Raw genomic sequence first — 24,517 nt, 5'->3', positions numbered from 1 at the left:
GGAAGGTTCTAACCGTCCTTGCCACTCACGAGCCCCAACGCTTAGCCGCCGCCCTCAGCCCCTACTTCGCCGAGTAGCCCGGGATCGGGAACGGCGCCAGGAACTCGCGGATCTCGGCGGCGATGGTGTCCAAAGCGGACTGCTCCTCGCCCGCCGCCGCGGTGATCGTGCGGTCGATCCACTCCGCGACCTGCGCCTGGTGCTCCGGCTCGAGCCCGCGGGTGGTGATCGCGGAGGTGCCGAGCCGGATACCGGACGGGTCGAACGGCTTGCGCGGGTCGAACGGCACGGTGTTGTAGTTCAGTTCGATCCCGGCGCGGTCCAGCGCCTGCGCGGCGGGTTTGCCCGGCACGTTCTTGTTCGTCAGGTCGATCAGCAGCAGATGGTTGTCGGTACCGCCGGACACGAGGTCGTAACCGCGCTCGACCAGCGCCTCCGCCAGCGCACGCGCGTTGGCGACGATGCGGTGCGCGTACTCGGAGAACTCCGGCTTCTGCGCCTCGCCCAGCGCGACGGCGATCGCGGCGGTGGTGTGGTTGTGCGGGCCGCCCTGCAGGCCGGGGAACACCGCCTTGTCGACGGCCTTCGCGTGGTCGGCGTCGGACAGGATCATCGCGCCGCGCGGGCCGCGCAGCGTCTTGTGCGTGGTCGTGGTGATGACCTGCGCGTGCCCGACCGGCGACGGGTGCGCGCCACCGGCGACCAGCCCGGCGATATGCGCGATGTCGGCGACCAGCACGGCGTCGACCTCACGGGCGATCTCCGCGAACGCCGGGAAGTCGATGGTGCGCGGGATCGCCGTGCCACCCGCGAAGATCAGCTTCGGCCGGTGCTTCAGCGCGAGTTCGCGGACCTGGTCGAGGTCGACGCGGCCGGTCTCCTTGCGGACGCCGTAGCGGACCGGGGTGAACCATTTGCCGGTCGCGGACACGCTCCAGCCGTGCGTGAGGTGGCCGCCGTCCGGCAGCGCCATGCCGAGCACGGTGTCACCGGGCTGCGCGAAAGCGAGGTACACCGCCAGGTTCGCCGGGGAGCCGGAGTACGGCTGGACGTTTGCGTGGTCCACGCCGAAGACGGCCTTCGCGCGTTCGATGGCGAGGTTCTCGACCTGGTCGATGAGCTGCTGGCCCTCGTAGTACCGCTTGCCCGCGTAGCCCTCGGAGTACTTGTTGGTGAGGACGGTGCCGGTCGCCTCCAGTACGGCCTGGGAAACGTAGTTCTCGGACGCGATCAGGCGGATCTTGTCGTGCTGGCGTTTCGCCTCGTCCTCCACGAGCCCCGCGATCTGCGGGTCGGCGGCGGCGAGCGCGGAAAGTTCGGGCTGGTGTGTCATCGGACGTACTCCTGCCAGAGACGGCCGGACCCAGGCGCGCGGTACCGGCCTTGTCGTCGCTTCCCGGTGGTGCTCCACCTCAAATGGCGCCAGTCGCTGGTGCGGACAAGCCTAGAGCACGGGGCGGGACCCGGCGTGCGGACGATGTCCGGCACACCACCGGCGGCTGCATCCGGCCGTGCGGTCGCAGAACGCCTGTGCGCAGACGGCACAGCGTTTGATCCGCCGCCAGCCGCCGAACGCGACCAGTTCCGCCAGCCCGGAGGCGCCCGCGACCAGGTCACCGCAGCCGGGCCACGCCGTCACCTGCACCAACCGCCAGCCCTTCCCGGACTCGACCAGCCTCGGCGCGGCGCCGGTCCCGGCGAGGATCCGGTTGAGCCGATCGGCGGCGGCGTGTTCGTCGGGCAGCGCCGATACGACGCCGGCGAGCCACGGATTCCCTTGGGCCAGCAGCCTTTCCGCGACTTCGAGGGCCGGGTCGAGGTCGCGGAAAGGCGGGACGATCACGTGCTTGCGGGTCACGGTTCTTCGATCGCGACGCCCATCGAGCGAGCGGTGCCCGCGATCGTGCGCATGGCCGCTTCGACGTCGCCGGTGTTGAGGTCCGGCAGTTTCCGCTCGGCGATCTCGCGCAGCTGCTCCTGGGTCAGCTTCCCGGCGACCTCATGCCCAGGGCGGCCGGATCCCTTGCCGCCCAAGGCCTTCTTGATGAGGAACGACGCAGGCGGGGTCTTCAGCCGAAGTTCGAAGGACCTGTCCTCGAACACCGACACGACCACCGGGACGATGTCGCCCCGCTGCGCCGCCGTCGCCGCGTCGTAGGCCTTCTTGACCTCGACGAGGTTCACGCCGGTCTGCCCGAGCGTCTTCCCGAGGTCGACCACCGGCGCGTTGCCGGCGGTCAGCTCGAGGGTCGCCTGATGTGTTTTCTTCTTCGACTTCGGTGCCATGCGACCGAAGCTATGGTCTCCAGTTACTGGAGAGTCAATCGATCGGCTTCACGCTTTCCGCGTGACGGCGCGCCAGCTCCTGGTAGATCACCGCGTTGTGCTCGACCCAGCCGCGGGCGGTGCCGTCGAGCGGGACGTGCTTCTTCGCCGGGCTGCCCATCGCGACCGTCTCCGGCGGGATGACCATCCCGGGTGTCACCGTGGCGCCGGCGGCGACCAGTGCCTTCGCGCCGATCTGCGCCTTGTCGAGCACGGTCGAGCCGTTTCCGATCAGCGCCTGCTCGCCGACCGTGCAGTCGTGCACGAGGCACTGGTGCCCGACGGTGGCGTTCTTGCCGACCTCGGTCACGCCGCCGTTGACGTGGATGACCGAGTTGTCCTGGACGTTGGCGCCCTCGCGGATGACGATCTTCCCGAAGTCGGCGCGCAGCACGGCGCCGTACCAGACGGAGGCGCCCTTCTCGACGACGACGTCGCCGATCAGGGTGGCGGTGGGGGCGATCCACGCTTCGGGATCCACCTGGGGACGCTGCCCCTCGAATTCGAACATCGGCATACCCCGCACCCTATGCGCCCGAGCGCGTGAAGGCCCCCTTCACGCGGCTGAGCCGAGGGAAGGGGGCCTTCACGCGCTACAGAGGTCAGCCGATGGCGGTGTTCAGCAGGAGGTCCACGGCCTTGTCGTTACGCGTGGTCTCCCGGACGATCACCTCGTCGGGCGGGTAGAAACCGGGGTTGGAGCCCCGCGGGTACATCTCGAAGGTGAAGCTCAGGATCTTGTGGGTGCCCCACATCCAGTCGTCGATCGTCCCGTCGGTGATGTACAGGTCGCTCGACTGCTGAGGCGTGTAGCCGTTGGTCGCCGCCAGCTGACGTCCCAGCGTCTGGAACCGCTGCGCCTCGGCCGCCGTCATGCCGGGTGCGGTGTCGTTGTAGGTGAAGCCGAACGGCCACAGCACGAGCTCCGAGTAGGTGTGGAAGTCGATGCTCGCCTTGATCTGCTGGACGCCGCCGATCTTGCGCGAGTTGACGAAGTTGGACACCGCGCGGGTCTCCGGCGCGGAGAACGCCGACGGGCCGCGGTAGGTCTCGCTGGTGGTCGAGCCCGACGAGCCGCCGCAGCAGCCCCAGTTGTAACCCCAGTTGCGGTTGGGGTCGGTGCCGTTGCCCTGGCGGTTCTTGCGCCAGTACTTGTAGCTGCCGCCGGAGATGTCGTACTCCGAGCCGTCGGGGTTGACGTTCGGGATCACGTAGATCTCGGCGCTGTCGACGAAGCGCTTGATCGCCGGGTCGGAGGCGTAGCCCTGGGTGAACCGGTTCACGATCCGCAGGCACATCTCGGTGGTGAGGTGCTCGCGGGCGTGCTGGTTGCAGGTGAACAGGACCTCGGGCTCGTTCTCGTCGGTGCCGACGTTGTCGCTGATCTTCAGCATGTTCAGCGCCCGGCCCTGATACGAGTTGCCGACGCTGCTCAGCCGCGCGATCGAGCCGAAGTTCGACTGGGCGTTGCGGAGTTCGGTCGTCACCTCGGCGTAGTTGTGGAAGCCGGAGTCCGACGGCGGGAAGTCGTTGATCGCGTTGGTGCCGACCTTCTCCGACCGGTCGACCACGCCGCGCTGCTCGACGCGGTAGCCGAGCGAACGGATCTTCGCCGCGTCGCGTGCCTCGCCGATGAACGTGGTCGTGCCGCCCGCGGAGCCGAGGACGTCGACGCCCAGCCGGGAGATCTGGGTGCGCTGCTGGGCGGTCCCGGTGCCGAAGATCTCGTAGATCTGGACCTGCGCGTCCTCGGCCTGCTGGTCGGCGGTCGCCGGACTCGCGGCGACCGGGATGGTGAACGCCGCGACGGCCGCGATCGCCACGGCCATGCACCGTCTTATGCGCATCGTCGTCTCCTAGCTCAGGCAGGGGAAGGGGAACCTCACCATGGCCGGAGCCGGAAGAGGAGAACAATCCGTAACGGTACGGATCTAATGCGTATTTCTAGCCGTAGTTCGCGAAACAGAGCGCTTCGATGTCACCGCGCAGTGCGGCGAACGGCCGCCGCCGGACCCGCTGCTGGACGATCGCGCCGAGCAGATAGGACAGCAGGGCCCGCGCCCGTGCCCGCGGGTCTTCGACGTCGAGCGGGGCGAGCAGTTCCGCGAGCAGTTCGGTGATCGAGGTCAGCATTACGTCGATGGCCTGCGGGTGCTGCGCGCGGCCCGCGGCGATCCAGTACTCGAACCAGAGGAAGGCCGCGTTCGGACGGCCGGAGAACTCGGCGAGGAAGGCCTCCAGCGCGGCGAACAGCCGCTCATCCGGGTGATCGTGTTTCGCCGATATTTTGCGCAAATCGGCGATGAACGTTGTGATGTGCGCCGCCATCGCGCGGTCGATCAAGACGTCGATGTCCGCGAAGTAGTAATGAATCGCACTCTTCGTGAGCGGCCCGGCGTCCGCGATCGCCCGCACGGTGCAGCCCGCGAGCCCGTCCCTGGCGAGCACGACCCGCGCCGCTTCGACGATCTGTTCCTGTTTCTGCAGCTGATTGGGGGAGAGCCGCGCGCTGCGGCCGGGAACGGCGGTCACGAAGTTCCTTACACCAAGTAGTCAGGACATGAGCCCTGAAGTTTAGGGCAGCCGTCCTGTCCGATCACAGCGGGTGAAAAATCTAGGTGGCTAGCCGCCGATCCGTAGCGGACAATGCCCGGCATGGTGACCTCAGGGGACAACGGGTTCAGCCCGGCCGCACGACGGCAGCTGGAGAAGGAACTCGCCGATCTGCGTGCGCAGCGCGACGCGATGGCGCCGCTCGTCGGCGAGCAGGAACGAACCGGCGACGCCGCCGACCAGGCGGAGGTGCTGGACCGCGCGGAGGCCGCCGCCTACCTCGACCGGCGCATCGCCGACGTCGCCGCGAAACTCGAGCACGGCGGCCGCGACAGCAAGGGCCTGCTCCCCGACGGCACCACCGTCACCCTCAGGTTCGCCGACGGCGACGAGGACGAGCTCCACATCGTCACGATCCCCGGCGAGGACGCGGACGCCTCCACGGTCACCTCGGACAGCCCGCTCGGCCTCGCGCTCGTCGGCGCCAAGGAGGGCGACGAGATCACGTACCGGACGCCGCGCGGCGAGACCAGCGCCACCGTCGTCACCCTGAAGCCGCCCGCCTGACCGTCTCGTGAGTGGTAAGGACGGTTCTAACCGTCCTTACCACTCACGAGATCGGTCACGCGCCTGGACGGCACAGCACCGGGTTCGCCAGCTCCGCGCACGGCCGGTGCCCATGCGACCGCACGATGTCCTTGCCGACCTGATTCGTCAGGTACCGCAGGAAGCTCGCCACGAGCGAGTCCGCCTTCGGCTCACCGAACGTGTACGCGTACTCGGTCTCCCAGAACGGGTACGCCGCGTGGATCGCGCCCTCCAGGGTCGCCTGGTGGCCGTCGATCCGCACCGCCAGCACGTCCTCGCGTTTCGTGGCGGCGCCCAGTTCGCTGTAACCCAGCGCGCCGGGTACCCGCGACACCGCGTCGAGGACGTCGTTCGTGGACGGCTTCGCGCACCGCACCACTCCCGGCTGGGCACCCGGCGCCGGTTTGAGGCAGTCGTCGGAGTTGTCGCCCGGCTCTCGTTTGCCCGCCAGGATCCGGGCCTCGAACGTCCGCCGCGTACCGGAGTCGGAATGCCGGTCGACGAGCCGGACCGGCTGGTCCTTGCCGCCGATCTCCCGCCAGTTCGCGATCTTGCCGTCGTAGACGTCGCGGATCTGCGCGAGCGTGAGGTCCTGGACGCCGGCCTCCTTGTTGACCACGAGCGTGAACAGCGAGAACGCGACCGGACGCGGCAGCAGCCGCGGGAAACCCTCGCCCTTGGCGCCGTCGGAGAACGCCAGCACGCCGTCGTTCCCGGCCTGGTTCAGGCTGCCGAGCCCCTCCGCGCTCCCCCGGGTGTCGAAGACGAACGACGCGCCCGGGCACGTCTTCGAGTACGAAGCCGTGGCTTCCTTCAGCACCGGCGCGAAGGCGGTCGATCCGGTGATCGTGAGCTTCCCGGACGCGCAGTCCAGCGGCGGCGGCTTCTCGTCGAAGAACAGGGAGCGGGTCAGCTGGAAGATGCTGATCACCACGAGGAAGAGGACCAGCGCCATCACCGAACCCGTCGGCCCCGTGCGGCTCTTGGTCTCGCGGAGGCTGCCGCCCTTGATCTCCCCGACGACCTGAGGATCGTCGAAGTCGTCGGGAGAGCCGTTGGGGATCCGGTCGAGCACGGCGAGGACCTTGTAGTGCGCGCCGCGGTTCAGCGGCACCCTCGGCAGGTCGATCACGCCCGACGGCCGTGCGGGGTTCTCGTCGCGAGCGCCGAAACCGGAGTCGTCGCCGAAGCATTCGTGCAGATGCGGCGAGCTGAGCTCGGTCACCACCATCCCGGCCACGGTGCGGCCGGGGAATTTCACGCGGATGCCGACGCGGTCGTTCTCGTTGACCGCGTAGTCGTCGGTGTCGATGTCGGTGGTGCCGTTGTTCTCGATGCGCAGCAGCACGAACGACGGATCGACGAGCCGCTCGCCGTTCTCGTGCTGCAGCTGCGCGAGCGCGTCGGCCGTCGGCGCGAACCCGCGCCCGGACGCCGTCGGGGTGTCCATCTGCACGCGGTAGCCGAGCCGTTTGCGGCCGACGAGCACGAACTCCCACAGGAACGCGACGGCCGGGACGCCGATCCCGGCCACCGCGAGCAGGACGTCCCAGGGAAAGCCTTCCAAGACCAGCCTCCAGGTTCGGGGTATCGAACCTATGGCTCATCAAGGCAGGGGACGGCGGACTTCAGCCAGTGTTCACCGGCCGTCCGCGAAGGCGTAGTCGTCGAGGTCGAAGAACCGGCTCGTCACCATGGTTTCCAGCGTGGGCGAGGCGCGGAACGGCACGTCCCCGTTCGCGTCGAAGTAGTAGCTGTTGGCCAGCGAGCAGCTGTCCTGGAAGAACACCTGGTGCTTGCGGCGGTCCAGCATGCTCCGGAAGTACCGGTCGTTGGCCTCGTTCGTGACCTCCACGCGCGTCGCGCCGGTCTTCCGGGCGTTGCGCAGGCAGCGGATGATGTGCGCGGTCTGCGTCTCGATGAGGTTGAAATACGAGGAACCGTTGTAGCCGTAGGGCCCGAGAATGGTGAACAGGTTCGGGAAGCCGGGGACGCTGACGCCCTGATAGGCCTGGAAGCGGTTCTCCTCCCAGAATTTCTCCAGATCGGCGCCGCCCGTCCCGCGCACGGTGAAGGCGGGCATGTTGCCCTTCTCGAACACCTTGAACCCGGTCGCCAGCACCAGGACGTCGACCGGATACTCGGTGCCGTCGACGGTGCGCACACCGGATTCGGTGATCGCGTCGATACCCGTGGTCTCCAGCGTGACGTCGTCCCGGTTGAAGGTCTGGAGGTATTCGTTGGAGAAGCTCGGCCGCTTGCAGCCCAAGGCATAGCGCGGGGTCAGCTTCTCGCGGGTTTCGGGATCCTTGACCGCGCGGCGCAGATGCGCGCGCCCGATCCGTTCGCCCGCGCCGGCGGTCGGCAGCAGGTGGTGGAAATGCGCGGCCAGCGGGAAGGTCACCTCGACGAGGGCCTGGCTGGCCAGGCGGGACACCAGTTTCGCGCCCGGCAGCCGCCGCAGCGCGAGCCGCGCCGTCCTGGGCAGCACGGCGTCGGGTTTGGGCAGGCACCAGATCGGCGTGCGCTGGAACACCGTCAGATGGCCCGCCTCCGGCGCGATGGACGGGATCACCTGCACGGCCGAGGCCCCGGTGCCGACGACGGCGACGCGTTTGCCCCGCAGGTCGACGGAGTGGTCCCAGCGCGCGGTGTGCATGACCGTGCCCCGGAAGCCGTCGATCCCGTCGATGTCCGGCGGTTTCGGCTGGGTGAGCACGCCGGTGGCGCCGACGACGAACCTGGCCGTCATCGACCAGCCTTCGGCGGTTTCGAGGCGCCACAAGTGCGTTTCGTCGTCGAAGGTCGCGGAGACGACCTTGCTGCCGAGGCGCGTGCGGCGGCGGATGTCGTACTTGTCGACGCAGTAGTCGGCGTACGCCTTCAGCTCGCGGCCGGGCGCGTAGACCCGCGACCAGCCGGAGATCTGCTCGAAGGAGAACTGGTAGCTGAACGACGGGATGTCGACGGCGACCCCGGGATAGGTGTTCCAGTGCCAGGCGCCGCCGACGCCGTCACCCTCTTCCAGCATCAGGAAGTCCTCGAAACCCGCCTTGTGCAGCAGGATCGCGGCGCCGATACCGGAGAAGCCCCCGCCGATGATCGCGATCTCGTGGTCCGGCTTCATGCGGCAAGTCCTTCCTTGGCGAATTGCGAACTCGCGCCGAGCACGACGACGTCGGCCTGGTGCTCGATACCTTCGGCGGTGCGGATTCCGTGCGTCGCGAAGGCGTAGACCGGCCAGGTGATGAGCTTGCAGCCTGGCCGCCGCAGCGCCCCGTAGTAGCCGAGACCCGGCGCCGTCCGCCGCGACCCGAACCGGCGATCAGGCGTCAGGAGCCTTCGGAGCCACGGGTCTTTCACCTGCCAGCGCAGGAAAATCCGGGCGACGGCGATGCCGAGGACGGTCGGACCGGGGACCGGCATCGGCACCACCCAGTCCGGCTCCTCCTGGAACACCTTCACCGCACGTGCGGTGGCCGCGACCTCGGGCACGATCTGCGCCGCCTCGCGGCCGGGCGCGACCACGGCGACACGCTGCCCGGTGAAGTCGTGCCCGAACCATTCGGTGCCGCGCAGCACCTCGCCCCGGAATTCGCCGAGGCTCATGACGCCACCGGTTCGTGGGTGATCTCCTCGGTCCACGACTGCGGCTTTCCCAGCAGCCGCGCGGGGATCAGGCGGGTCACCTTGACCATCGGGTCGGCGAGCAGCCGGTGGTAGACGTGCGAGCGGTCGACGATCATCGCCGCCTGCGCCTTGAGCACGTGATAGGCCGGGATGCGTTTCGTGAACTCGCCGCGGCCGCCGATGGCGGAGAACCGTTTCACGGCGTTGTACAGCTTCTTCTCCGGTAGGCCCATCGCGACGATGTTGTCCCGCATCTTGTTGATCAGCGGCACGAACACCACGATCAGGCCGAGGACGATCTGGGGTTTGAGCGAGCCGATCGATTCGGTGAGCAGTTTGGTCGTGGATCCGGCGCCGATCAGTTCCAAGACCTCGAAATCGGCCGTGATGTGCCGGGACTCGTCGGAGTTGATATGCCGGAACACCTGGTGGCACACCGGATCGGAGACCTCTTCCAGCAGGAATTTCACCAGTGCGCCGTCCAGCGCGCATTCCAGCAGCGGGATGAGCGTGGCGAGCGCCGTCAGCGGGAGCGTGTCGCCGTAGTCGTCGAGGACCTTGATGGCGAGCTTGACGTTGATGTTCGGCTCGGGCATCGAACCGTGCTCGTCGAGCATGCCCCAGCGCTTCATGAGCGCCAGTTCCGCGTTGGCGTGCTTTTGTTCTTCGGCGTGGAAGTAGCGGTAGATCTCCTGGATCACCGGGGTCGGCGCCTTCTTGGCCAGCGACGCGAACCCGCGCGCGCCGACGTGTTCGATCCACACGAGATCGGCCATGAACGGCCGCATCTTGGCGCGCAGTTCGTCGGTCATCGTCTCCGCGCCGGGCGCGTCCCAGTCGATGTCGGCCAGCGACCACTGCTTGTCCTTGATGGTCTGGAGCATCGCCGCGAAGTCGTAGGCCATCACTTCTCCTTTTCGGCTGGCAGGAACCGGCCGAGCAAGCCGGCGATCCGCGTGTACGGGACGGGCACGAACCGCTTGGCGTGCCAGAGAAGCTGGGCATCGGGCTGCGGCACCACGTAGAGGCGGCCGCGATCGTGGGCGTCGAGCGTCATCTTCGCGACGCGCTCCGGCGAAAACCCGACCACGTCGGAAACCCGTTTGGCGAGCCCACGGGCCTCGTCATCGATGAGTTCGCCACCGAAGATGTTGGTGCGCACGAAGGTCGGGCACAGCACGGTGACCGCGACGCCGGTGCCGGACAGTTCGGCGGCCAGTGTCTCGGACAGGCTGACGACGCCGGCCTTGCTCACGTTGTACGCGGCCATCCTCGGCGCGGCGGTGAAACCGGCGGCCGAGGCGACGTTGATGACGCCACCCGCCTTCGCCGCCCGCATGGCCGGGACGAAGGTGTGGCAGCCGTGGATCACGCCCCAGAGGTTCACGCCGAGAGTGCGCTGCCAATCGGACAGCGGGCTCTCCCCGACGAGTTTGCCGCCCGCGCCGATCCCGGCGTTGTTGACGACGAGGTCCGGCTCGCGGCCGAACCAGGACCGTGCCTGGTTCGCCAAGTCGGCGACTTCGTCCACATCGGACACATCGCAGGCGACGGCGACCGCGTCCTTGAGCATCTTCGCGGTTTCTTCAGCGGCTTCGAGGTCGATGTCGGCGCAAACGACCCGGCTGCCACGCCGGACGAGTTCGGCCGCGATCGCCCTCCCGATCCCGCTGCCCGCGCCTGTGACGACGGCGTGCGCCCCCTGGGTCCGTTTCGTCATGCCGCCCTCACGATCGCCGGGAGATTGCCGGTGAGGAAGCGGCAAGCCCGCTCCATCGCCGGCGCCGCTTCGGGGATGAAGCGGGTCAATGCCTGGAAGACGTGCATCTGGCCGGGGACCACATCGAGCTCGCAGTCGGCTCCCGCGCGGCGCAACGCCCTGGCGAGTTCGATGGCGTCCGCGGCGAGCATTTCGAGTCCGCCCGCCTGGATGATCGTCGGCGGGAAGCCCTTGATGTCGTCGAAGGCGAACCGGAGCCGTTCCGACGCGAGGTCGGCGTCCACTGTGTACAGACCGACCAGCCGCGCGGCCGCCGCGGCGGAGATCATCGGGTCCGGCCTCATGCGTTCCCGTTGGGCGGCCAGCGAAAACGTCACGTCGAACAACGGCGAGAAGAGCGCCAGTGCCGCGGGCGGTTCTCGGTGCTCGCGGATCAGCTGCGCGGCGAGGTCGACCGCGAGATGCCCGCCCGCGGAGTCGCCCGCGACGAGGATCCGGCGATATCCCTGGTCGAGAAGCCGGTCGTAGGCCGCGCGGACGTCGTCGGCGGCGCTCGGGAAGCGGTGCCGCGGCGCGAGCCGGTACTCGCAGGCGAAGACCGGCAGCCCGGTGCCCGCGGAGACCCGAGTGGTCAGCCCGCGATGCGTGCGCGCCGAGCAGAGCGCGTAACCGCTGCCGTGGATGTAGAGGACCACGGCGTTGCCCTCGCTCACCTCGGGCGCGCGGACCCACTCGCCGCGGACGCCCGGCTCGATACGGCTCCCCTTCAACGGCGGCGAAGCCAGCCACAAACTGCTCGCGATGAAGGCCCTGGAGAACGCGACGCCCGCGCGGTTGGCCGGGATCGCGTTGGCGATCGGCCGCACGAAAGCGGACGTCAGCGCGGAGGCCACCCCAGCGCGCAGGCCATTCTGCAGTCGCATGCCCTCAGAATGAATCTGAGGGCACCTGCTGTCAAGATGGAGGAGTGACCGCGTCCCGCCGCTACAGCGGCAAAACCGCCGACGAACGCCGTGCCGAACGGCGGCTCGCCCTGCTCGGCGCCGCACTCGACATCTGGCAGGAACAGGGCTGGGCGGCGGTCACCATGCGCGGCGTCTGCGCGCGGGCGAACCTGACCGACCGGTACTTCTACGAGAGCTTCGCCAACCGCGACGCGCTGCTCGCCACCGCCTGGGAACAGGTCCGCGACGAAACCCTGCGGATGGTCCTCGACGCCGTCGCCGCCCACATCGAGCAACCAGCGCTGGACCAGCTCCGCGCCGCCGTCGACGTCGTCGTGCACCACGTGCAGGAAGAGCCGTCGCGTGCGCAGATCCTGTTCGGCGACCACGCGGGCAGCGCGGTGCTGGAGCAACTGCGGCGGCAGACCGTCCAGGAGACCACCGGCCTGCTGATCGACCTGGCGCGGCCGCATCTGAAACCGGACGTGGACGGGCTGGAGTTCCGGGTCAATGTCCTGCTGGGCATCGGCGGCTTCGTGGAGATCATGCTCGCGTGGCGCTCCGGACTGCTCGACGCGGACGCGGACGCGCTCGTCGACCACCTCACGGGAGTGGGTACTTCGCTGTCGCGGATGTTCCTCAAGGGTGACACCAACGGGTGAACTTTCCGGGCGTTCTCCGCACCAGGCCCGAAATGCGTCAGGGCCTCATCCGGAGTGTTCCGAATGAGGCCCTGACCTGCGGAGCCGCCTAGGGGAATCGAACCCCTGACCTATTCATTACGAGTGAATCGCTCTGGCCGACTGAGCTAAGGCGGCGGACATCGGGCTCGCACCCGATGACGGAGCCAAGTGTAGCGGAGGCTTGAACGTCACCTTCGAGGGCCACCGTCGTTAAGGTCCTATGACGCCGGTCTCAGTCCCCCAAGATCGGCCCATCCCCCACTGGAGGACCTGTTCATGCGGCAACGACTGCCCCGTGTGCTGGCGCTTCCCGCCGCCGCGGCCCTGCTTCTGCTGACCGCGGCTCCGGCGACCGCCCAGACGATCCCGACCACGCCGATCCCCGATCCGGCGAATCCGGGACAGCCGCCGATGTCGGCGCCGATCGGGCCGCAGCCGCTGGGCAAGGCGGTCGGTGACGCGGGGGCGGCGCTCGGGGTGCTGCGGCTGCTGCCGAACGCGGTGCCGACCAGCGCCATCCTGCCCGGAGCTGGCGAGTTGCTGCCGAAGCAGTCCGCGCTCGAAGCCGGGATGGGGCTTTCCAGCGCACAGGCCAACTCCGAGGCCTACTTGAACTACGAAAAGGCGATCGCGCAGTCGTCGCCGTTCGGCCTGTCCGCGGCGGGCAACGCGCCGCAGACGCCGGGCAGCCTCGTGCAGACGGCGCTGCCGGACAACCCGAAGCCGATCAGCGGCGGCCTCAACGCGCCGACGAACCCGCTGTTCAACCTCGGCCTGCTGAACGGCCAGGCGCACGCGCGCTGGAGCCCGACGCTCGGGCCGTGCGTCGGCACGATCGCCGATTCGAGCACGTCGATCGCGAACCTCGCGCTGCTGCCGACCATCCCGAACATCCCGGGCGCCGACCAGCTGACCCAGGCCTCCGACCAGCTCAAGGCCGGCCTTTCCGCGCTCGGCCCGCTGGCGAACCTCGGCGGGCTGCTTTCGGGCACCAGCACCAGCGCCGACGGCAAGGGCGCGGTGCTGAGCCTGCCGAACACGCTGTCGTCGCGTTCGGTCGTCAGGCTGGTCGACATCCCCGGCTCGAAGAACAAGGCGGTCGAGTCGACGTCGACCTTGCAGGCCGCCAACATCGAACTGCTGAAGGGCACGCCGCTCGGCCTGACGATCAAGGTCGCCAGCCAGCCGACGCTGCGGGTCACCTCGACCGGCGACAAGAAGACGTCGAAGGTCGAGTACACCGCGCCGGTGCTGCAGATCGTCCGCGGCGACAAGGTGCTGTTCACCCTCGACGCGAACAACCCGACCAAGGACATCCCGATCGGGATCCCGCTGCCGTCGCTCAAGCAGGTGCCGGGTTTCGAGCAGCTGAAGAACGTGCCGGTCGTCGGCGGGCTCGCCGAGATGATGAACGGTGCCACCAAGCAGCTCCCCGGCGGCGAGGCCGGGAACGGGCTCACCCTCGACCTCGGGGTGCTGAAGCTGTCGATCGCCGGGCTGAACCAGAAGTCGAGCGACATGACCTCGCCGTTCAAGGGCTTCCAGATGGGTGCTTCGGCGCGGCTGCTGGACCTGCAGATCCTGCCGACGACGGCGCTGCAGAAGGCGCTGCCGCCGGACGCCGCGAAGAAACTGCCCTCGTCGCTCGCCCAGATCTCGCTCGGTGAGCAGATCGCCAGGGCGTACGCGCCCGCCGGTGGTGTCGAGTGCGGTACGGCTCAGGCACCTCCCGCCGGCAACAACGGTGGCGCGGCGCCGAAGGGGCCGGTCAAGAACCTGGCGTACACCAACGCCGCCTACGACACGGTGCCGATGTTCTGGTCGGGTACGGCGATGCTGCTGCTCGGTGTCGTTCTCGTGGCCGCCATGCCGGGACGGCGCCGTCTCGCGGTGGTTCCCGCTCCGGTCGAGAAGAAGCCTTTCAAGCCTTCGCCGCGTCCGCGCTCCCTGGACTCGGAGGACTAGACGGGACGAGCGGTCCTTTCACGTCCCCGCGTGAGAGGACCGCTCGTACTTCCTGATCGCTCTTCAGCTCCCGGCCCTGCGGCGCTCCCGGGGTTCCCAATGTCGCATTTGAGACGCTCAGCGTCCCTAATGCGACATTGGGAACCCTCACCACCCGAACCCGAAGCGACTTCACTTACCCACAGCAGTTGTCCACAACCATCCCCACCTGTGGACAACTCCCGCGACCAGCCCTTTTCCCCCGCCACCCCCGGTAGACTGGACTCGGGGTCGCCCCCCTGGGACGGGCGGGGGGCTGGGGTAGCGCGGATCAGCCTTGCCGCAGGGTGGTGACCATGGCTTCGACGGCGATCCGCGGCTTCACGTTCAGGTCGATCGCTTCGCGGCATTCCAGGACGGCTTCGAGCCGCCGCAGGATCGAGTCCGGCGGCCACGCGGAGGCGGCCTGCGAGATTTCCGAGGCGTGGTCGGGATGGTTCAGCGTCGCGCCCGCGCCGCTCGCGGTCACCAGCACGTCCCGGTAGAACGCGGCCAGGTCCACCAGCGCGAGATCGAGGGTGTCCCGCTGCGTACGGGTCGCGCGCGACTTCTGCCGCTTCTCGAGCTGCTTCACGGCGGCTTCGGCGGCGCGTTTCGCCCCGGCGACACCCTTTCCGGTGCCGTCACCGCCCATCGCGGTGCGCAGTTCGGAACGTTCGGCCTCGTCGCGGACCTTGCTCTCCTCGCCCGCGTCGGCCTCCGCCGCGCTGATCAGCTGATCGGCGCAAGTGAACACATCGGACGGCCGTCGCAGGCCGAGCGGGATCCGCAGCACCGTCGCCCGCCGCTGCCGCGCCGCCTCGTCGGTGGCGAGCCGCCGCGCGCGGCCGACATGTCCACTCGAGACGGACGCGGCCCACCGCGCCCGCTCGGGATCGATGCCGTCCCGTTCCATCAGCACCTGCGCGATCGCCTCGGGCGGCGGGGTCCGCAACGTGACCAGACGGCACCGCGAGCGGATCGTCACCGACACGTCGTCCGGGTGATCCGACGGCGCGCACAGCAGGAACACCGTGCGATCCGGCGGCTCCTCCACGGCCTTCAGCAACGCGTTCGACGCGCCTTCGGTCAGCCTGTCGGAGTCCTCGATGACCACCACCTGCCACTTCCCGGTGGTCGGGCGGCGGGCGGCGGCCTGCACCAGCGAACGCATTTCGGCGACCGAGATCGAAAGGCCTTCCGGCACCACGAGTTTGACGTCCGCGTGCGTCCCGGCCAGCACGGTGCGGCAGCCCTGGCATTCGCCGCAGCCCGTGCCGGTGCTGCACTGCAACGCCGCCGCGAAAACCCGCGCGGCCGTCGAGCGACCCGAACCCGGCGGGCCGGTTATCAGCCAAGCGTGGGTCATCGCGCCGGGCGCGACAGGCTGGTTGTCGATGATCCGGGCGGCCGCGGTCGACGCCGAAGAAAGCGTGCGCGCGGCCGGCTCCTGGCCGACGAGCTGCTTCCAGACCCCGATCAGCGTCATCTCGCTTCGACCTTCTCCTCCGCCGGAGCGAGCCCGGCGAGCCTGCCGACGAGCACCGCGCGGATCGCGGTCCGCACACGGTCGCTCACTTCGTCCTCGGTGCCTTCCGCGTCGACCACGACATACCGGTCCGGGTCGGCGGCGGCCATCTCCGTGAGCAGATGCTGCACCCGCCACTGCGCGTCCAGCGACTCCGACTTCCGCATCACCGTGCCGGGATCGGCGTCGAGCAGGATGGTGATGTCGGGCCGCAACCGGCCGGTCGCCCAGTCGGCGAGCCCTTCGAGCTCCTGGCTGTCCAGCCCGGCGACCGCGGACAGATGCGCCAGCGGCGAATCCACGAACCGCTCCATCACCACGACGGAACCGGCGTCGAGGGCGGGCTGGATGTCCCGTTCGACGATATCCGCCCGCACCGCCGCGGCGGCCAGCGCCTGCGCGCGCGCACCGGACAGCGAAGCGCCGGCGACGAGCTTCGCGAGCCGCTGATCATCCAGCGCCGGATCCGCGGCCAGCACGACCGGACGCGTACCCGCGCGCAGCCATTCGGCCAGCCGCGCGGCCTGTGTCTCGGTGTTGATCGCCCGCGTGCCTTCGAGCGCGATCAGCAGCCCGTTCACCCGGCGCGGGCTGCGGCGCAAAGCGTTGCGGAGGTCGGCGAGGATCGGCTCGGCCCGCCGGTCGTCCATCTGCCGGTACGCGAAGATGCCGGCGAGCAGCGCGAGGACACCGCCGCCGAGCATCACCGGCCGCGTCCCGTCGATCGTGATCGGGCTGCCGAACACCTCGATCTTGCGGGTGTGGACCAGGCTGATCAGCAGCGGCACCAGCACGGTCGAGCCGAACAGCACGATCTTCATCAGCGACTGGTAGATCGCGTTGATCCGGCCGCGGACGGCGTCCTCGATCCGCGAACCGATGATCGTGACCCCGGTCAGGAACGCCGTCCCCGCCCAGACCCCGACCGCGGCGACCGCGACCAGCGAAACGGCGAGATGCGGCGACAGCGCCACCACGACGAGACACAGACCCGCGGCGACGATCGAGATCCCGAACAGCCGGTCGTGCGCGAGCCGCCGCGCGAGCTTCGGGGCCACCGCCATCCCGGTGGCGAGCCCGAGGAACACGGCGAGGACGAGCAGGTTGAACGCCGCGTCACCGGCGAGCAGGCTGGACGAATACGGCTTGGCCGAACCGATCACCGCGCCACCGGCGGCGAAGGCGCCGAAAGCACCGATCATCAGCCCGCGTACCAGCGGCGTCGTCCGCACGAAACGGGCGCCGTCGGCGATCATCTGCCGGAAGCCGAACTTCTCCTCGTCGGCGGCCTTGACCTTGGGCTTCTCGACCGCGTGGACGTTGCGCAGCGACAGCTCGGGGATCCGGGTCGCGATCACGATCGCGCTGGTCAGGTACAGCAGGCCGGTGATGACGACGGCGACCTTGGCGATGCCGAGCTGCGCGTCGCCCTGGAAGAAGTGGAACGTGGTGTTGCTACCGGTGAGCACGGCGTTCGCCCCGGCCGCGGTGATCACCGCGAGGCCGTAGGTCATCACCATGCCGAGCTGGTTGGCCGTCTCGACCTGGTCCGGGCGGCGCAGCAGGTTCGGCACCGCCGCGTCCTTCGACGGGATCCACATCATCGAGCAGCAGCCGACCAGGAAGTTCCCGACGAACACCCACCACGGCGTGCCGACGAACGCGATCGACAGCAGGAACCCGCACCGGCCGAGGTCGCAGAGCACCATCACCTTGCGCCGGTCGAACCGGTCGGCGAGCAGCCCGCCGAGCGGGGCGAACAGCAGCCCCGGCAGCAGCGACGTCAGCACGACCCCGACGAACGCGAAGTTCTGCGCGGCGTAGTTGTCGGTCAGCTTGGTGACCAGGCCGGTCAGTGTGAGGAGGTTCAGCCAGTCCGCGACACTGCACAGGTACGAGACGCCCCAGATCCGGCGGAACGGCTTGATCGCCAGCACCCGCCGCACGCGGTGCATGGTGGAAGCGTCACGACCCGACGGACCACTCGTGCCCGCCTCGGGCACCGACTGCACGCCCTCGCTGATACGCCCACCCCACTAGTCACGCGGCGCCGGGGTGCGACCCGGGTCAACACCGGGTACCCCGACCGTATGGCCAGGGTATCCCGATGGGTGAGGTCAGGACGGACGGCCCCGTCCGGCGGTATCCACCGGACGGGTTACCCGAAGATTCCCGCGATGCTGTTGAACAGGCTGGCCAGCAGCTGGATGGCGAGGACCGCGAAGACGATCATGAGGGCGATCGCGATCATCACCCCGGCCGTGTTCGACGACGGTTTCCCGAGCCTCGGCATCTGCATGGAACGCTTGGCGCGCCGTACTTCGACCTCGGCATCGTCGTCGACCTCGACCGGCTCTTCCGGCTTCGGACGGCGGGGCTGGCGGATCAGCTGAGACGGCCTCGACGGCCAGGTGCGCTGCTGGGGCAGGATCCCGATCGGCGCAGCGCCTTGCTCACCCACCGTGCTGACGACCTTGGCGGGCGACGGGGCCGCCGTCTGCTCCGCGCCCGGGCTTTCGGCGGGCTGGTCGTCGGCGAGCATGGCCGCGCTGACCATCCTGCTCACGACTTCGGGGTCGTGCTGGACCGGTCCCGGCACCTGCACGTGGACCTCGTCGGCTCCCGCCGGCGGATCGGATTGGGCCGTCGTGCCGGTCGTGACCAGCCCGGACAGCGGGTCGGCGAACGTGTCGCCCGGAGGATCTGCCTGAGTGCCATCGCCTTTCACGAAGTCGGGGGCATCGAAGAAGGGAGTTCCGCCCTTCCCGCTCATGGTGACCACCTCACTACGGAATGTCCTCTGCTTCCAGGGTAACCACCTCGGCCCGCCGCACATCCGCCCAATGGGCCAGATAAATGTCACGCGCCGCGAGGCTGATCTTCACATCCTCCAGCAAGGGTTCGAAGAAAGAACGCCGGTACCGGGCGTCCGTCGCGGTCGATGCGGCGAAGTACAAACCGGAGAAAACGGCGAGGAAGACGGAGACGTTGACGAGCGCGGAACTCACCGGGAGGGGGACACCCAACAGTGTCCCGGGCGCCGATTCACGGCCCGCGAACTCCGTCACGACCTCCGGGCTGAGGATCAGCACCCCGAACACGACGAAGAACGCGAACACCAGCACCCCGAACGCCACGATCTGCACCGCTTGCGCGAAGAACAGCACCAAGGCGATGTTCAGGCGCTCGGTCTTCGTCAGGGCGCGCCTGCCCGGTGGCGGGGTGTCGTCGTCGAACGGCGTGCCGCGCAGCACGGTCGCGCCGGGCTCCACGGTCCAGGACTTCAGCTCCTTGATCTCGTCGGACAGCATCGACGCCAGGAACACGGCACCGATCAGCACGAGGAAGCCGGCCACCAGCCACAACCGGCCGGGGGTCAGCCGTTCCACGGCCTGCCACAGCTCGGCGGTGAAGAAGCTGAACATCACCACCAGCAGGAGCAGCGGCAACGCCCGCGACGCCAGCGTGCCGATGGCCCTGACCTGGGCGACCGCGCTCCGCGCCGCCCAGGTGAGGATCGAGCCGACGCCGATCCGGACGAGGAACATCAGCACGGCCAGCGCGACCAGGTTGGTGAGTATGGCGACCCACAACGGGTTGTCCCACGACACCAGCCCGGTGAGCCGCTCGCCGAGCGGCAGCACGAGCAGCCAGAAGCCGATCGTCACCGCCATCACGGCCAACCGGACCCGGACGTGGCTCAGCACGCGGAGCAGCTTCGCCATCAGCCGCCCGGCGATCACCGGCACCACGACCACGGCGAACGTCAGCGCCAGCACGCCCAGCACGTAGCCGACGCCGCTGCTGCGCATCCGGGCCGCGAGCACGTCCTCGGGGACGTCGAGCAGCTTCAGCAACGCGGCCAGCAGCAGGTCGAGCAGGCACAGGAACACCAGCCCTGGCGTGGACCGGCGCAACATGCCCGCTCCCCGCCTCCGCCGGTGGATGACCATCGGCAACCCTCGCCGCCGGAACCACGCGTCGGCCGCGCGCCGGTCCAGGTCCATGCCCGCCCTCCCCAGTCGTCATCGCCCAAGGCGGTTACGTCCGGCTCAAGTCCACCGCCTCGTGCAGCCAGGCCGCCAGTGCCCGGCGGTCCATTCCACCGAACATCAGCCACCCTTCGGAAGGGGCGGCGTACAACACGAACCTCCCCAAATCGTTGTCGACGATCACGAAGCCGTAGTCCGGGTACTCGGCGTTCAGCCCGCCGAAGGCGACCAGATCGAGGATCGCCGTGCCGGTGCGCGGACGGCTCAGCGTGTCCGCGACCAGGCCGACCTCCTCCTCTTGGCCGGGCAGCGGCACGCCGTGCTCGTCGATCCTGATGCGCATCGGCTCGGCCTCCCCGGCGGGGACGTGCGGGAGCCCGCCGAAGACCCGGGCGCCCAGCTCGCCGAAATCGCCGAGGCTGAACGTGGTCCGCCGCCCCGACCGCATCCGCCACACGACCGCTTGATGCCCGTCGCCGTAGCAATCGACGCGCACCGAGCGCGGCGCGGACGCGAAGACGCCGGTGAGGACGCCTCGCACAGAACCGCGCAGCATCACGCCGTGCATCTGGACCGCGGCGGGATGGATTTCGCCGTTCTCCATCAGCCCGGCCTCTTCGAGCATCGCCGCCTTGGCCGCGTACCGCTCGGCCTGGGTGACGAGATCCGCCGGCTCGTCGTAGGACGGGCACAGACGGCGGATCTCGTCGTCGGTGATCTCCGGGTCGTAGCCCAGGTACACGCTCCGCCGCTCGGGCACCGCGCGCAGCACCGGCTCGGCGGCGCGTTTCATCAGTTCCTTCACGGTCGCCGGTTCACGCATGGTTCTGCACCGCCTTCACGATCCATTGCTCGGCCGTCGACCGGCTGGCCGGGCCCCAGGTGAGCGTCCAGCGGCCGTCGCCGTCCATCGCCGCGCTGAACTGGTACCGGCCGAGATCGTTGTCCACCAGGCCGAACGCGCCGTGCGGATACTCGGCGAGGATGGAGTTCCGCACCGCGAGATCGACGAGGACCGTGCCGTGCCGCGGCCGCGAAGCGCCCTCGCGGATCACCTCGACGGCCTCGCGGGCCCGCACCGGGATCAGCCCGCCGGCGTCCGTCACGATGCGCACTGTCTCGCCGGTGCCCGGCGGATGGTCGGGCAGGCCGTCGAACACCCAGCCCGGCAGCGCGCTGAGGAAACCGGACCGCAGCCGCGCTCGCTTGCCGAGCTTGTTCAGCACCGTCGTGTAGTCCTCGTCGCCGAAGAACCGGACCTCCCACGGCTCCGGACGCGACGGGAACACGCCGGTCACCACGCCGCGGATGAACCCGCCGCGCAGCGCGCGATACAGCCCGACGGCCTCGGGCGTGACCTCACCGCCGGGGGCCAGCCCGATGGTCGCCATCCCGCTCACGAACCGGGTGTACTGCTCCACCTCCTCGGCAAGGGTGAGCCCTGGAGTCGGCTCCTCGTCGGCCAGCACCGGCGGCACGGCGAGCTCCGGGTCGTAGAACTCCATCACCGAGGGACGCTCCGGAACCTCGGCGGCCAGCGGGGCGATGACCTCGTCGATGACGTCGAAGACAGCGGTCGTTGAAGTGCTCACCTGACCATTGAACACCCTGGTACCGACAATTTTTAGAACTTTTGTTCGAACGGGTGAGGCGGTTCGGCGAGCGGTCGGTGAGCGGTCTTCGGTGGCCGGATTTGCTCGACTGAGCTATTTTTTGCTCATGCAAGCAAAAGCGAAGACGTTCACCGAGAGTGCGAGACGGGCACAGATCGTGGCCGCGGCCATCGAGACGATCGCGGAGCTCGGCTACACCCGCGCGTCGTTCGCTCGGATCGCGGAACAGGCGAAGCTGTCGAGCACCGGGCTCATCTCGTACCACTTCGCGAACAAGGAGGAACTCGTCCGCACGGTCCTCGAAGACGTCTTCCGCGAGATCGGCGCGTTCATGACCGAGCGGATGAGCGAGCCCGCGTCGGCGAGCGAGGCGCTGCGGACGTACCTGGAGGCGAATCTGGAGTTCGCCGCCGCGCAGCCGACGCGGATGCGGGCGTTGCTGAACATCTTCCTCGGCGGCGCCCTCGACTACGACCCGGCGAGCGAGCGGGCGGCGCTGGAACCGGTCGAACGCATCCTGCGCTGGGGCCAGGAATCGGGCGAGTTCCGCGAGTTCGACGTTCACGTGATGGCGACGACCATCCGGCGTTCGGTGGAGGGCCCGGTGTTCCTGCTCGCCGGCACGCCGGAACCGGATCTCACCACCTACGCGGCCGAACTGGTGACCCTCTTCGAGCTCGCGACCCGGAGGCAGTGATCCCGTGATCCGGCAGTGGGGTGTGGTGCTGCTCGAAGTCGTCGTGCCCGTCGCGGGGTACTACGTGCTTCGCGGCTTCGGCGTCAGCGCGCTCTTCGCGCTCGCCCTCTGCGCCCTGCCGACCGTGCTCTTCGTCCTCTACCGGGCGATCCGGTGGAAGAAGATCGACACGCTCGCGATCTTCGTGCTGACGATCTTCGCGATCAGCGCCGGCTTCTCCTTCGTCACCGGGAGTCCCCGGTTCATGCTGGCGAAGGCGGGCTGGGTCACCGGGGTGATCGGCGCCGGTTTCCTGGTCTCGCTGCTGTTCGCCAGGCCGCTCGCGTTCGGCATGGCCCGCTCGATGATCGCGAAGAGCCGTTTCGCGGACTCGCTGCGCGCCGCCGAATGGGACGAGCTGTGGCCGCGGCACGCGTGGTTCCGGCGTGCTTGGCGGGTCGCGACCGTCCTGTGGGGTGCCGCCCTGATCGCCGACGCCGCCGGACGCGTCCTGCTCGCGTACACGCTGCCGGTGGACTCCGTGCCGGCTCTCGGCACCGCGCTGTACGGCGTCACGTTCGTCGCCGTGCAGGTACTGCAACACCTCTATTTCCGCCGCGTCGGGCTCTGGCGCCGTCTCGCGGCCTCCTGAAAGGACCTCCCATGCATCTGCTGCTGGCCATCGTCACCGGCCTTCTCACGATCGTCGCCCCCGCGGATCCGCTCGTCGTGCGCACCGACGCCGGTCCGGTCCGTGGGAAGGACTCCGGGCCGGTCCGGACGTTCGACGGGATCAGGTTCGCCGCACCGCCCGTCGGTGAGGATCGTTGGAAGCCGCCACGACCGCCCGAACCGTGGCAGGACGTCGCCGACGCGACGAAACCCGGCCCGCCCTGCACCCAGCTCAGGCCGGACAGCGCCGAAGACTGCCTTTTCCTGAACGTCACCGTGCCCCGCGACGCGGGGAACCGGCGGCTGCCGGTGCTGGTCTGGCTGCACGGCGGCGGCTACACCATGGACGCGGGAAGCTTTTACGGCGCGCGGCGCCTGGCCGATCAGGGTGACGTCGTCGTGGTGACGACGAACTACCGGCTCGGCGTCTTCGGCTACTTCGGCCTTCCCGGCCTCGCGGGCTCCGGCGATTTCGGGCTCATGGACCAGCTTTCCGCGCTGCGCTGGACCCAGCGCAACATCGCCGCGTTCGGCGGCGACCCGCGGAACGTGACGGTGGCGGGGCAGTCTTCGGGCGGGATGAGCACCTGCGCGCTGCTCACCTCACCCGCCGCGGCCGGCCTCTTCCACAAGGCCGCGATCATGTCCGGTTCGTGCCTGCTGGACTGGCCTCCCGGCGGTCTCATCCCGAATCAGCCCGCGCAGACCCCGTACTCGCCGCTCGACAAGACGCAAGCCGATGGCGCGGCGGTGGCCGCGAGTCACGGCTGCGCGGGCCCGGACGCGCTCGGTTGCCTGCGGCGTCTCCCGGCCGCCGAACTGATGAAGGACAACCAGACTTTCGCCAACCACCTGACCCACGGGACCCCGCTGCTCCCGCTCGACCCCGCGAAAGCCGTGCGGCGAGGCGCTTTCCACCGCGTGCCGGTGATTTCGGGCGGCACGCACGACGAGATGCGGGCGTTCATCGCCGGGGTCGAGAAGCTCAAGCCGATCACCGAGGAGCGCTATCGGGAGTTCTTGCGGAAGTCGTTCGGCGAGCACGCGGACGAGGTCGCGGCCGAATACCCGGCTCGCGACTACCTGTCGCCCGCGCTGGCCTGGGCGACCGTGACCACCGACCGGTCATGGGCGTGCCCGACGGCGGAAGGGAACCGGCTGCTGTCCCGGCGGACCTCCGTCCACGCCTACGAGTTCGACGACAAGAACGCGCCGAACGTCAACGGGAACGACGTGCCGACCGTGCCGCACGGCGCGGCGCACGCGCTGGACCTCGTTTATCTCTTCGAGCTCAGCGGAATCGAAAAGTCGCTGGATCCGGCGCAGCGACGACTTTCGGACCGGATGATCGCGTACTGGACGACGTTCATGCGCACGGGTGACCCGAACTCGCCGGGGTCACCCCGCTGGGATCGTGATGTCGTGTTGTCGCTCGCGCCGGACGCGATCCGTCCTGTCGCGCATGGGGCCGATCACCGGTGCGGCTTCTGGCTCACAGTCCCTCGATGAGGATCAGGACGGCCGACCGCTTGCCGTGTCGCGAAAGCCACTTTCGCGACACGCCACTCACGGCCGCCCGGCGCCGCCCGGGGCCGCCCGGTCTCGTCCTG

24 protein-coding genes and 1 tRNA gene are annotated in these 24,517 nt (G+C 69.1%); 6 read left to right on the top strand and 19 right to left on the bottom strand.

All coding sequences use genetic code 11. The annotated features are described in order from the left end of the window. Positions 1–61: 61 nt before the first annotated feature. From glyA to ACFWIW_RS28685, 6 genes are all read right to left on the bottom strand, one after another. Positions 62–1,333, bottom strand: coding sequence for a serine hydroxymethyltransferase (gene glyA / locus ACFWIW_RS28710; RefSeq protein ID WP_378371346.1), 1,272 nt, complete (start codon positions 1,331–1,333; stop codon positions 62–64). Between the two features lie 111 nt (positions 1,334–1,444). Further along, on the bottom strand, positions 1,445–1,858 hold the full coding sequence (locus ACFWIW_RS28705) for a hypothetical protein (protein ID WP_378371345.1): 414 nt from the start codon (positions 1,856–1,858) through the stop codon (positions 1,445–1,447). Further along, positions 1,855–2,286 carry an uL11 family ribosomal protein gene (locus ACFWIW_RS28700; RefSeq protein ID WP_240599245.1) on the bottom strand — a complete coding sequence of 144 codons (432 nt, stop codon included), beginning with the start codon at positions 2,284–2,286 and terminating at the stop codon, positions 1,855–1,857. Before ACFWIW_RS28700 ends, ACFWIW_RS28705 begins: the two co-directional genes overlap by 4 nt. A gap of 34 nt (positions 2,287–2,320) precedes the next feature. Continuing rightward, positions 2,321–2,842 carry a gamma carbonic anhydrase family protein gene (locus ACFWIW_RS28695; protein WP_240599244.1) on the bottom strand — a complete coding sequence of 174 codons (522 nt, stop codon included), beginning with the start codon at positions 2,840–2,842 and terminating at the stop codon, positions 2,321–2,323. Between the two features lie 85 nt (positions 2,843–2,927). Next, positions 2,928–4,154, bottom strand: coding sequence for a M14 family metallopeptidase (locus ACFWIW_RS28690; protein WP_378371349.1), 1,227 nt, complete (start codon positions 4,152–4,154; stop codon positions 2,928–2,930). Between the two features lie 115 nt (positions 4,155–4,269). Beyond that, the gene (locus ACFWIW_RS28685; RefSeq protein ID WP_016337793.1) at positions 4,270–4,857 is read right to left on the bottom strand and encodes a TetR/AcrR family transcriptional regulator; all 588 of its coding nucleotides are present in this window, start codon (positions 4,855–4,857) and stop codon (positions 4,270–4,272) included. Between the two features lie 123 nt (positions 4,858–4,980). Between ACFWIW_RS28685 and ACFWIW_RS28680 the strand changes: the two genes are divergently transcribed. Continuing rightward, complete coding sequence (locus ACFWIW_RS28680) at positions 4,981–5,445, top strand: GreA/GreB family elongation factor (protein WP_037336264.1); 465 nt, start codon at positions 4,981–4,983, stop codon at positions 5,443–5,445. Between the two features lie 55 nt (positions 5,446–5,500). Here ACFWIW_RS28680 and ACFWIW_RS28675 read toward each other — a convergent pair whose 3' ends face one another. From ACFWIW_RS28675 to ACFWIW_RS28650, 6 genes are all read right to left on the bottom strand, one after another. After that, positions 5,501–7,033 (bottom strand): PstS family phosphate ABC transporter substrate-binding protein, encoded by a 1,533-nt coding sequence (locus ACFWIW_RS28675; RefSeq protein ID WP_378371344.1) that lies wholly within the window; start codon positions 7,031–7,033, stop codon positions 5,501–5,503. Between the two features lie 72 nt (positions 7,034–7,105). Next, positions 7,106–8,593, bottom strand: coding sequence for a flavin-containing monooxygenase (locus ACFWIW_RS28670; protein WP_378371343.1), 1,488 nt, complete (start codon positions 8,591–8,593; stop codon positions 7,106–7,108). Continuing rightward, a complete protein-coding gene (locus tag ACFWIW_RS28665) occupies positions 8,590–9,075 on the bottom strand; it encodes an FAD-dependent oxidoreductase (RefSeq protein ID WP_378371342.1) in 486 nt (161 codons plus the stop codon). Before ACFWIW_RS28665 ends, ACFWIW_RS28670 begins: the two co-directional genes overlap by 4 nt. Then, a complete protein-coding gene (locus ACFWIW_RS28660) occupies positions 9,072–10,001 on the bottom strand; it encodes a ferritin-like domain-containing protein (RefSeq protein ID WP_378371341.1) in 930 nt (309 codons plus the stop codon). Before ACFWIW_RS28660 ends, ACFWIW_RS28665 begins: the two co-directional genes overlap by 4 nt. Beyond that, positions 10,001–10,816: an SDR family NAD(P)-dependent oxidoreductase gene (locus tag ACFWIW_RS28655; protein WP_378371340.1), complete on the bottom strand. Its 816-nt coding sequence runs from the start codon at positions 10,814–10,816 to the stop codon at positions 10,001–10,003. Before ACFWIW_RS28655 ends, ACFWIW_RS28660 begins: the two co-directional genes overlap by 1 nt. Next, the gene (locus tag ACFWIW_RS28650) at positions 10,813–11,739 is read right to left on the bottom strand and encodes an alpha/beta hydrolase (protein ID WP_378371339.1); all 927 of its coding nucleotides are present in this window, start codon (positions 11,737–11,739) and stop codon (positions 10,813–10,815) included. The genes ACFWIW_RS28655 and ACFWIW_RS28650 overlap by 4 nt, the downstream gene beginning before the upstream one ends. Before the next feature lie 44 nt (positions 11,740–11,783). Between ACFWIW_RS28650 and ACFWIW_RS28645 the strand changes: the two genes are divergently transcribed. Beyond that, a complete protein-coding gene (locus tag ACFWIW_RS28645) occupies positions 11,784–12,422 on the top strand; it encodes a TetR/AcrR family transcriptional regulator (protein ID WP_378371338.1) in 639 nt (212 codons plus the stop codon). Between the two features lie 82 nt (positions 12,423–12,504). On the opposite strand, the gene ACFWIW_RS28640 is transcribed toward ACFWIW_RS28645, so the two are convergent. Continuing rightward, positions 12,505–12,578, bottom strand: a tRNA-Thr gene (locus ACFWIW_RS28640). 141 nt (positions 12,579–12,719) lie between these two features. Between ACFWIW_RS28640 and ACFWIW_RS28635 the strand changes: the two genes are divergently transcribed. Beyond that, positions 12,720–14,408, top strand: a complete 1,689-nt coding sequence (locus tag ACFWIW_RS28635; protein WP_378371337.1) for a hypothetical protein — start codon at positions 12,720–12,722, stop codon at positions 14,406–14,408. 310 nt (positions 14,409–14,718) lie between these two features. Here ACFWIW_RS28635 and ACFWIW_RS28630 read toward each other — a convergent pair whose 3' ends face one another. The 6 genes from ACFWIW_RS28630 to ACFWIW_RS28605 all read right to left on the bottom strand — a co-directional run bounded on the left by ACFWIW_RS28630 (position 14,719) and on the right by ACFWIW_RS28605 (position 21,553). After that, positions 14,719–15,915, bottom strand: a complete 1,197-nt coding sequence (locus ACFWIW_RS28630; RefSeq protein WP_378371336.1) for a DNA polymerase III subunit delta' — start codon at positions 15,913–15,915, stop codon at positions 14,719–14,721. Then, on the bottom strand, positions 15,912–17,966 hold the full coding sequence (locus tag ACFWIW_RS28625; protein ID WP_378371335.1) for a bifunctional MFS transporter/dTMP kinase: 2,055 nt from the start codon (positions 17,964–17,966) through the stop codon (positions 15,912–15,914). The genes ACFWIW_RS28630 and ACFWIW_RS28625 overlap by 4 nt, the downstream gene beginning before the upstream one ends. Positions 17,967–18,112: 146 nt before the next feature. Beyond that, entirely contained in the window at positions 18,113–18,727 is a 615-nt protein-coding gene (locus ACFWIW_RS28620; RefSeq protein WP_378371334.1) for a hypothetical protein, read from the bottom strand. A gap of 13 nt (positions 18,728–18,740) precedes the next feature. Next, complete coding sequence (locus tag ACFWIW_RS28615) at positions 18,741–19,961, bottom strand: hypothetical protein (protein ID WP_378371333.1); 1,221 nt, start codon at positions 19,959–19,961, stop codon at positions 18,741–18,743. A gap of 34 nt (positions 19,962–19,995) precedes the next feature. Further along, the gene (locus tag ACFWIW_RS28610; protein ID WP_378371332.1) at positions 19,996–20,769 is read right to left on the bottom strand and encodes an ESX secretion-associated protein EspG; all 774 of its coding nucleotides are present in this window, start codon (positions 20,767–20,769) and stop codon (positions 19,996–19,998) included. Beyond that, the gene (locus ACFWIW_RS28605) at positions 20,762–21,553 is read right to left on the bottom strand and encodes an ESX secretion-associated protein EspG (protein ID WP_378371331.1); all 792 of its coding nucleotides are present in this window, start codon (positions 21,551–21,553) and stop codon (positions 20,762–20,764) included. The genes ACFWIW_RS28610 and ACFWIW_RS28605 overlap by 8 nt, the downstream gene beginning before the upstream one ends. Before the next feature lie 112 nt (positions 21,554–21,665). Between ACFWIW_RS28605 and ACFWIW_RS28600 the strand changes: the two genes are divergently transcribed. Genes ACFWIW_RS28600 through ACFWIW_RS28590 form a run of 3 tightly spaced genes read left to right on the top strand, consistent with a single transcriptional unit; the run spans position 21,666 to position 24,416 of the window. Next, on the top strand, positions 21,666–22,256 hold the full coding sequence (locus ACFWIW_RS28600; protein ID WP_378371330.1) for a TetR/AcrR family transcriptional regulator: 591 nt from the start codon (positions 21,666–21,668) through the stop codon (positions 22,254–22,256). 4 nt (positions 22,257–22,260) lie between these two features. Further along, entirely contained in the window at positions 22,261–22,887 is a 627-nt protein-coding gene (locus ACFWIW_RS28595) for a VC0807 family protein (protein WP_378371329.1), read from the top strand. 11 nt (positions 22,888–22,898) lie between these two features. Further along, positions 22,899–24,416 (top strand): carboxylesterase/lipase family protein, encoded by a 1,518-nt coding sequence (locus ACFWIW_RS28590; RefSeq protein ID WP_378371328.1) that lies wholly within the window; start codon positions 22,899–22,901, stop codon positions 24,414–24,416. Positions 24,417–24,517: the final 101 nt, after the last annotated feature.

Source organism: Amycolatopsis sp. NPDC058340 (assembly GCF_042723975.1).
Classification (GTDB): Bacteria; Actinomycetota; Actinomycetes; order Mycobacteriales; family Pseudonocardiaceae; genus Amycolatopsis.
The sequence above is the reverse complement of the archived record's forward strand: the minus strand, read 5'-3'. Positions and strand labels throughout refer to the sequence as shown.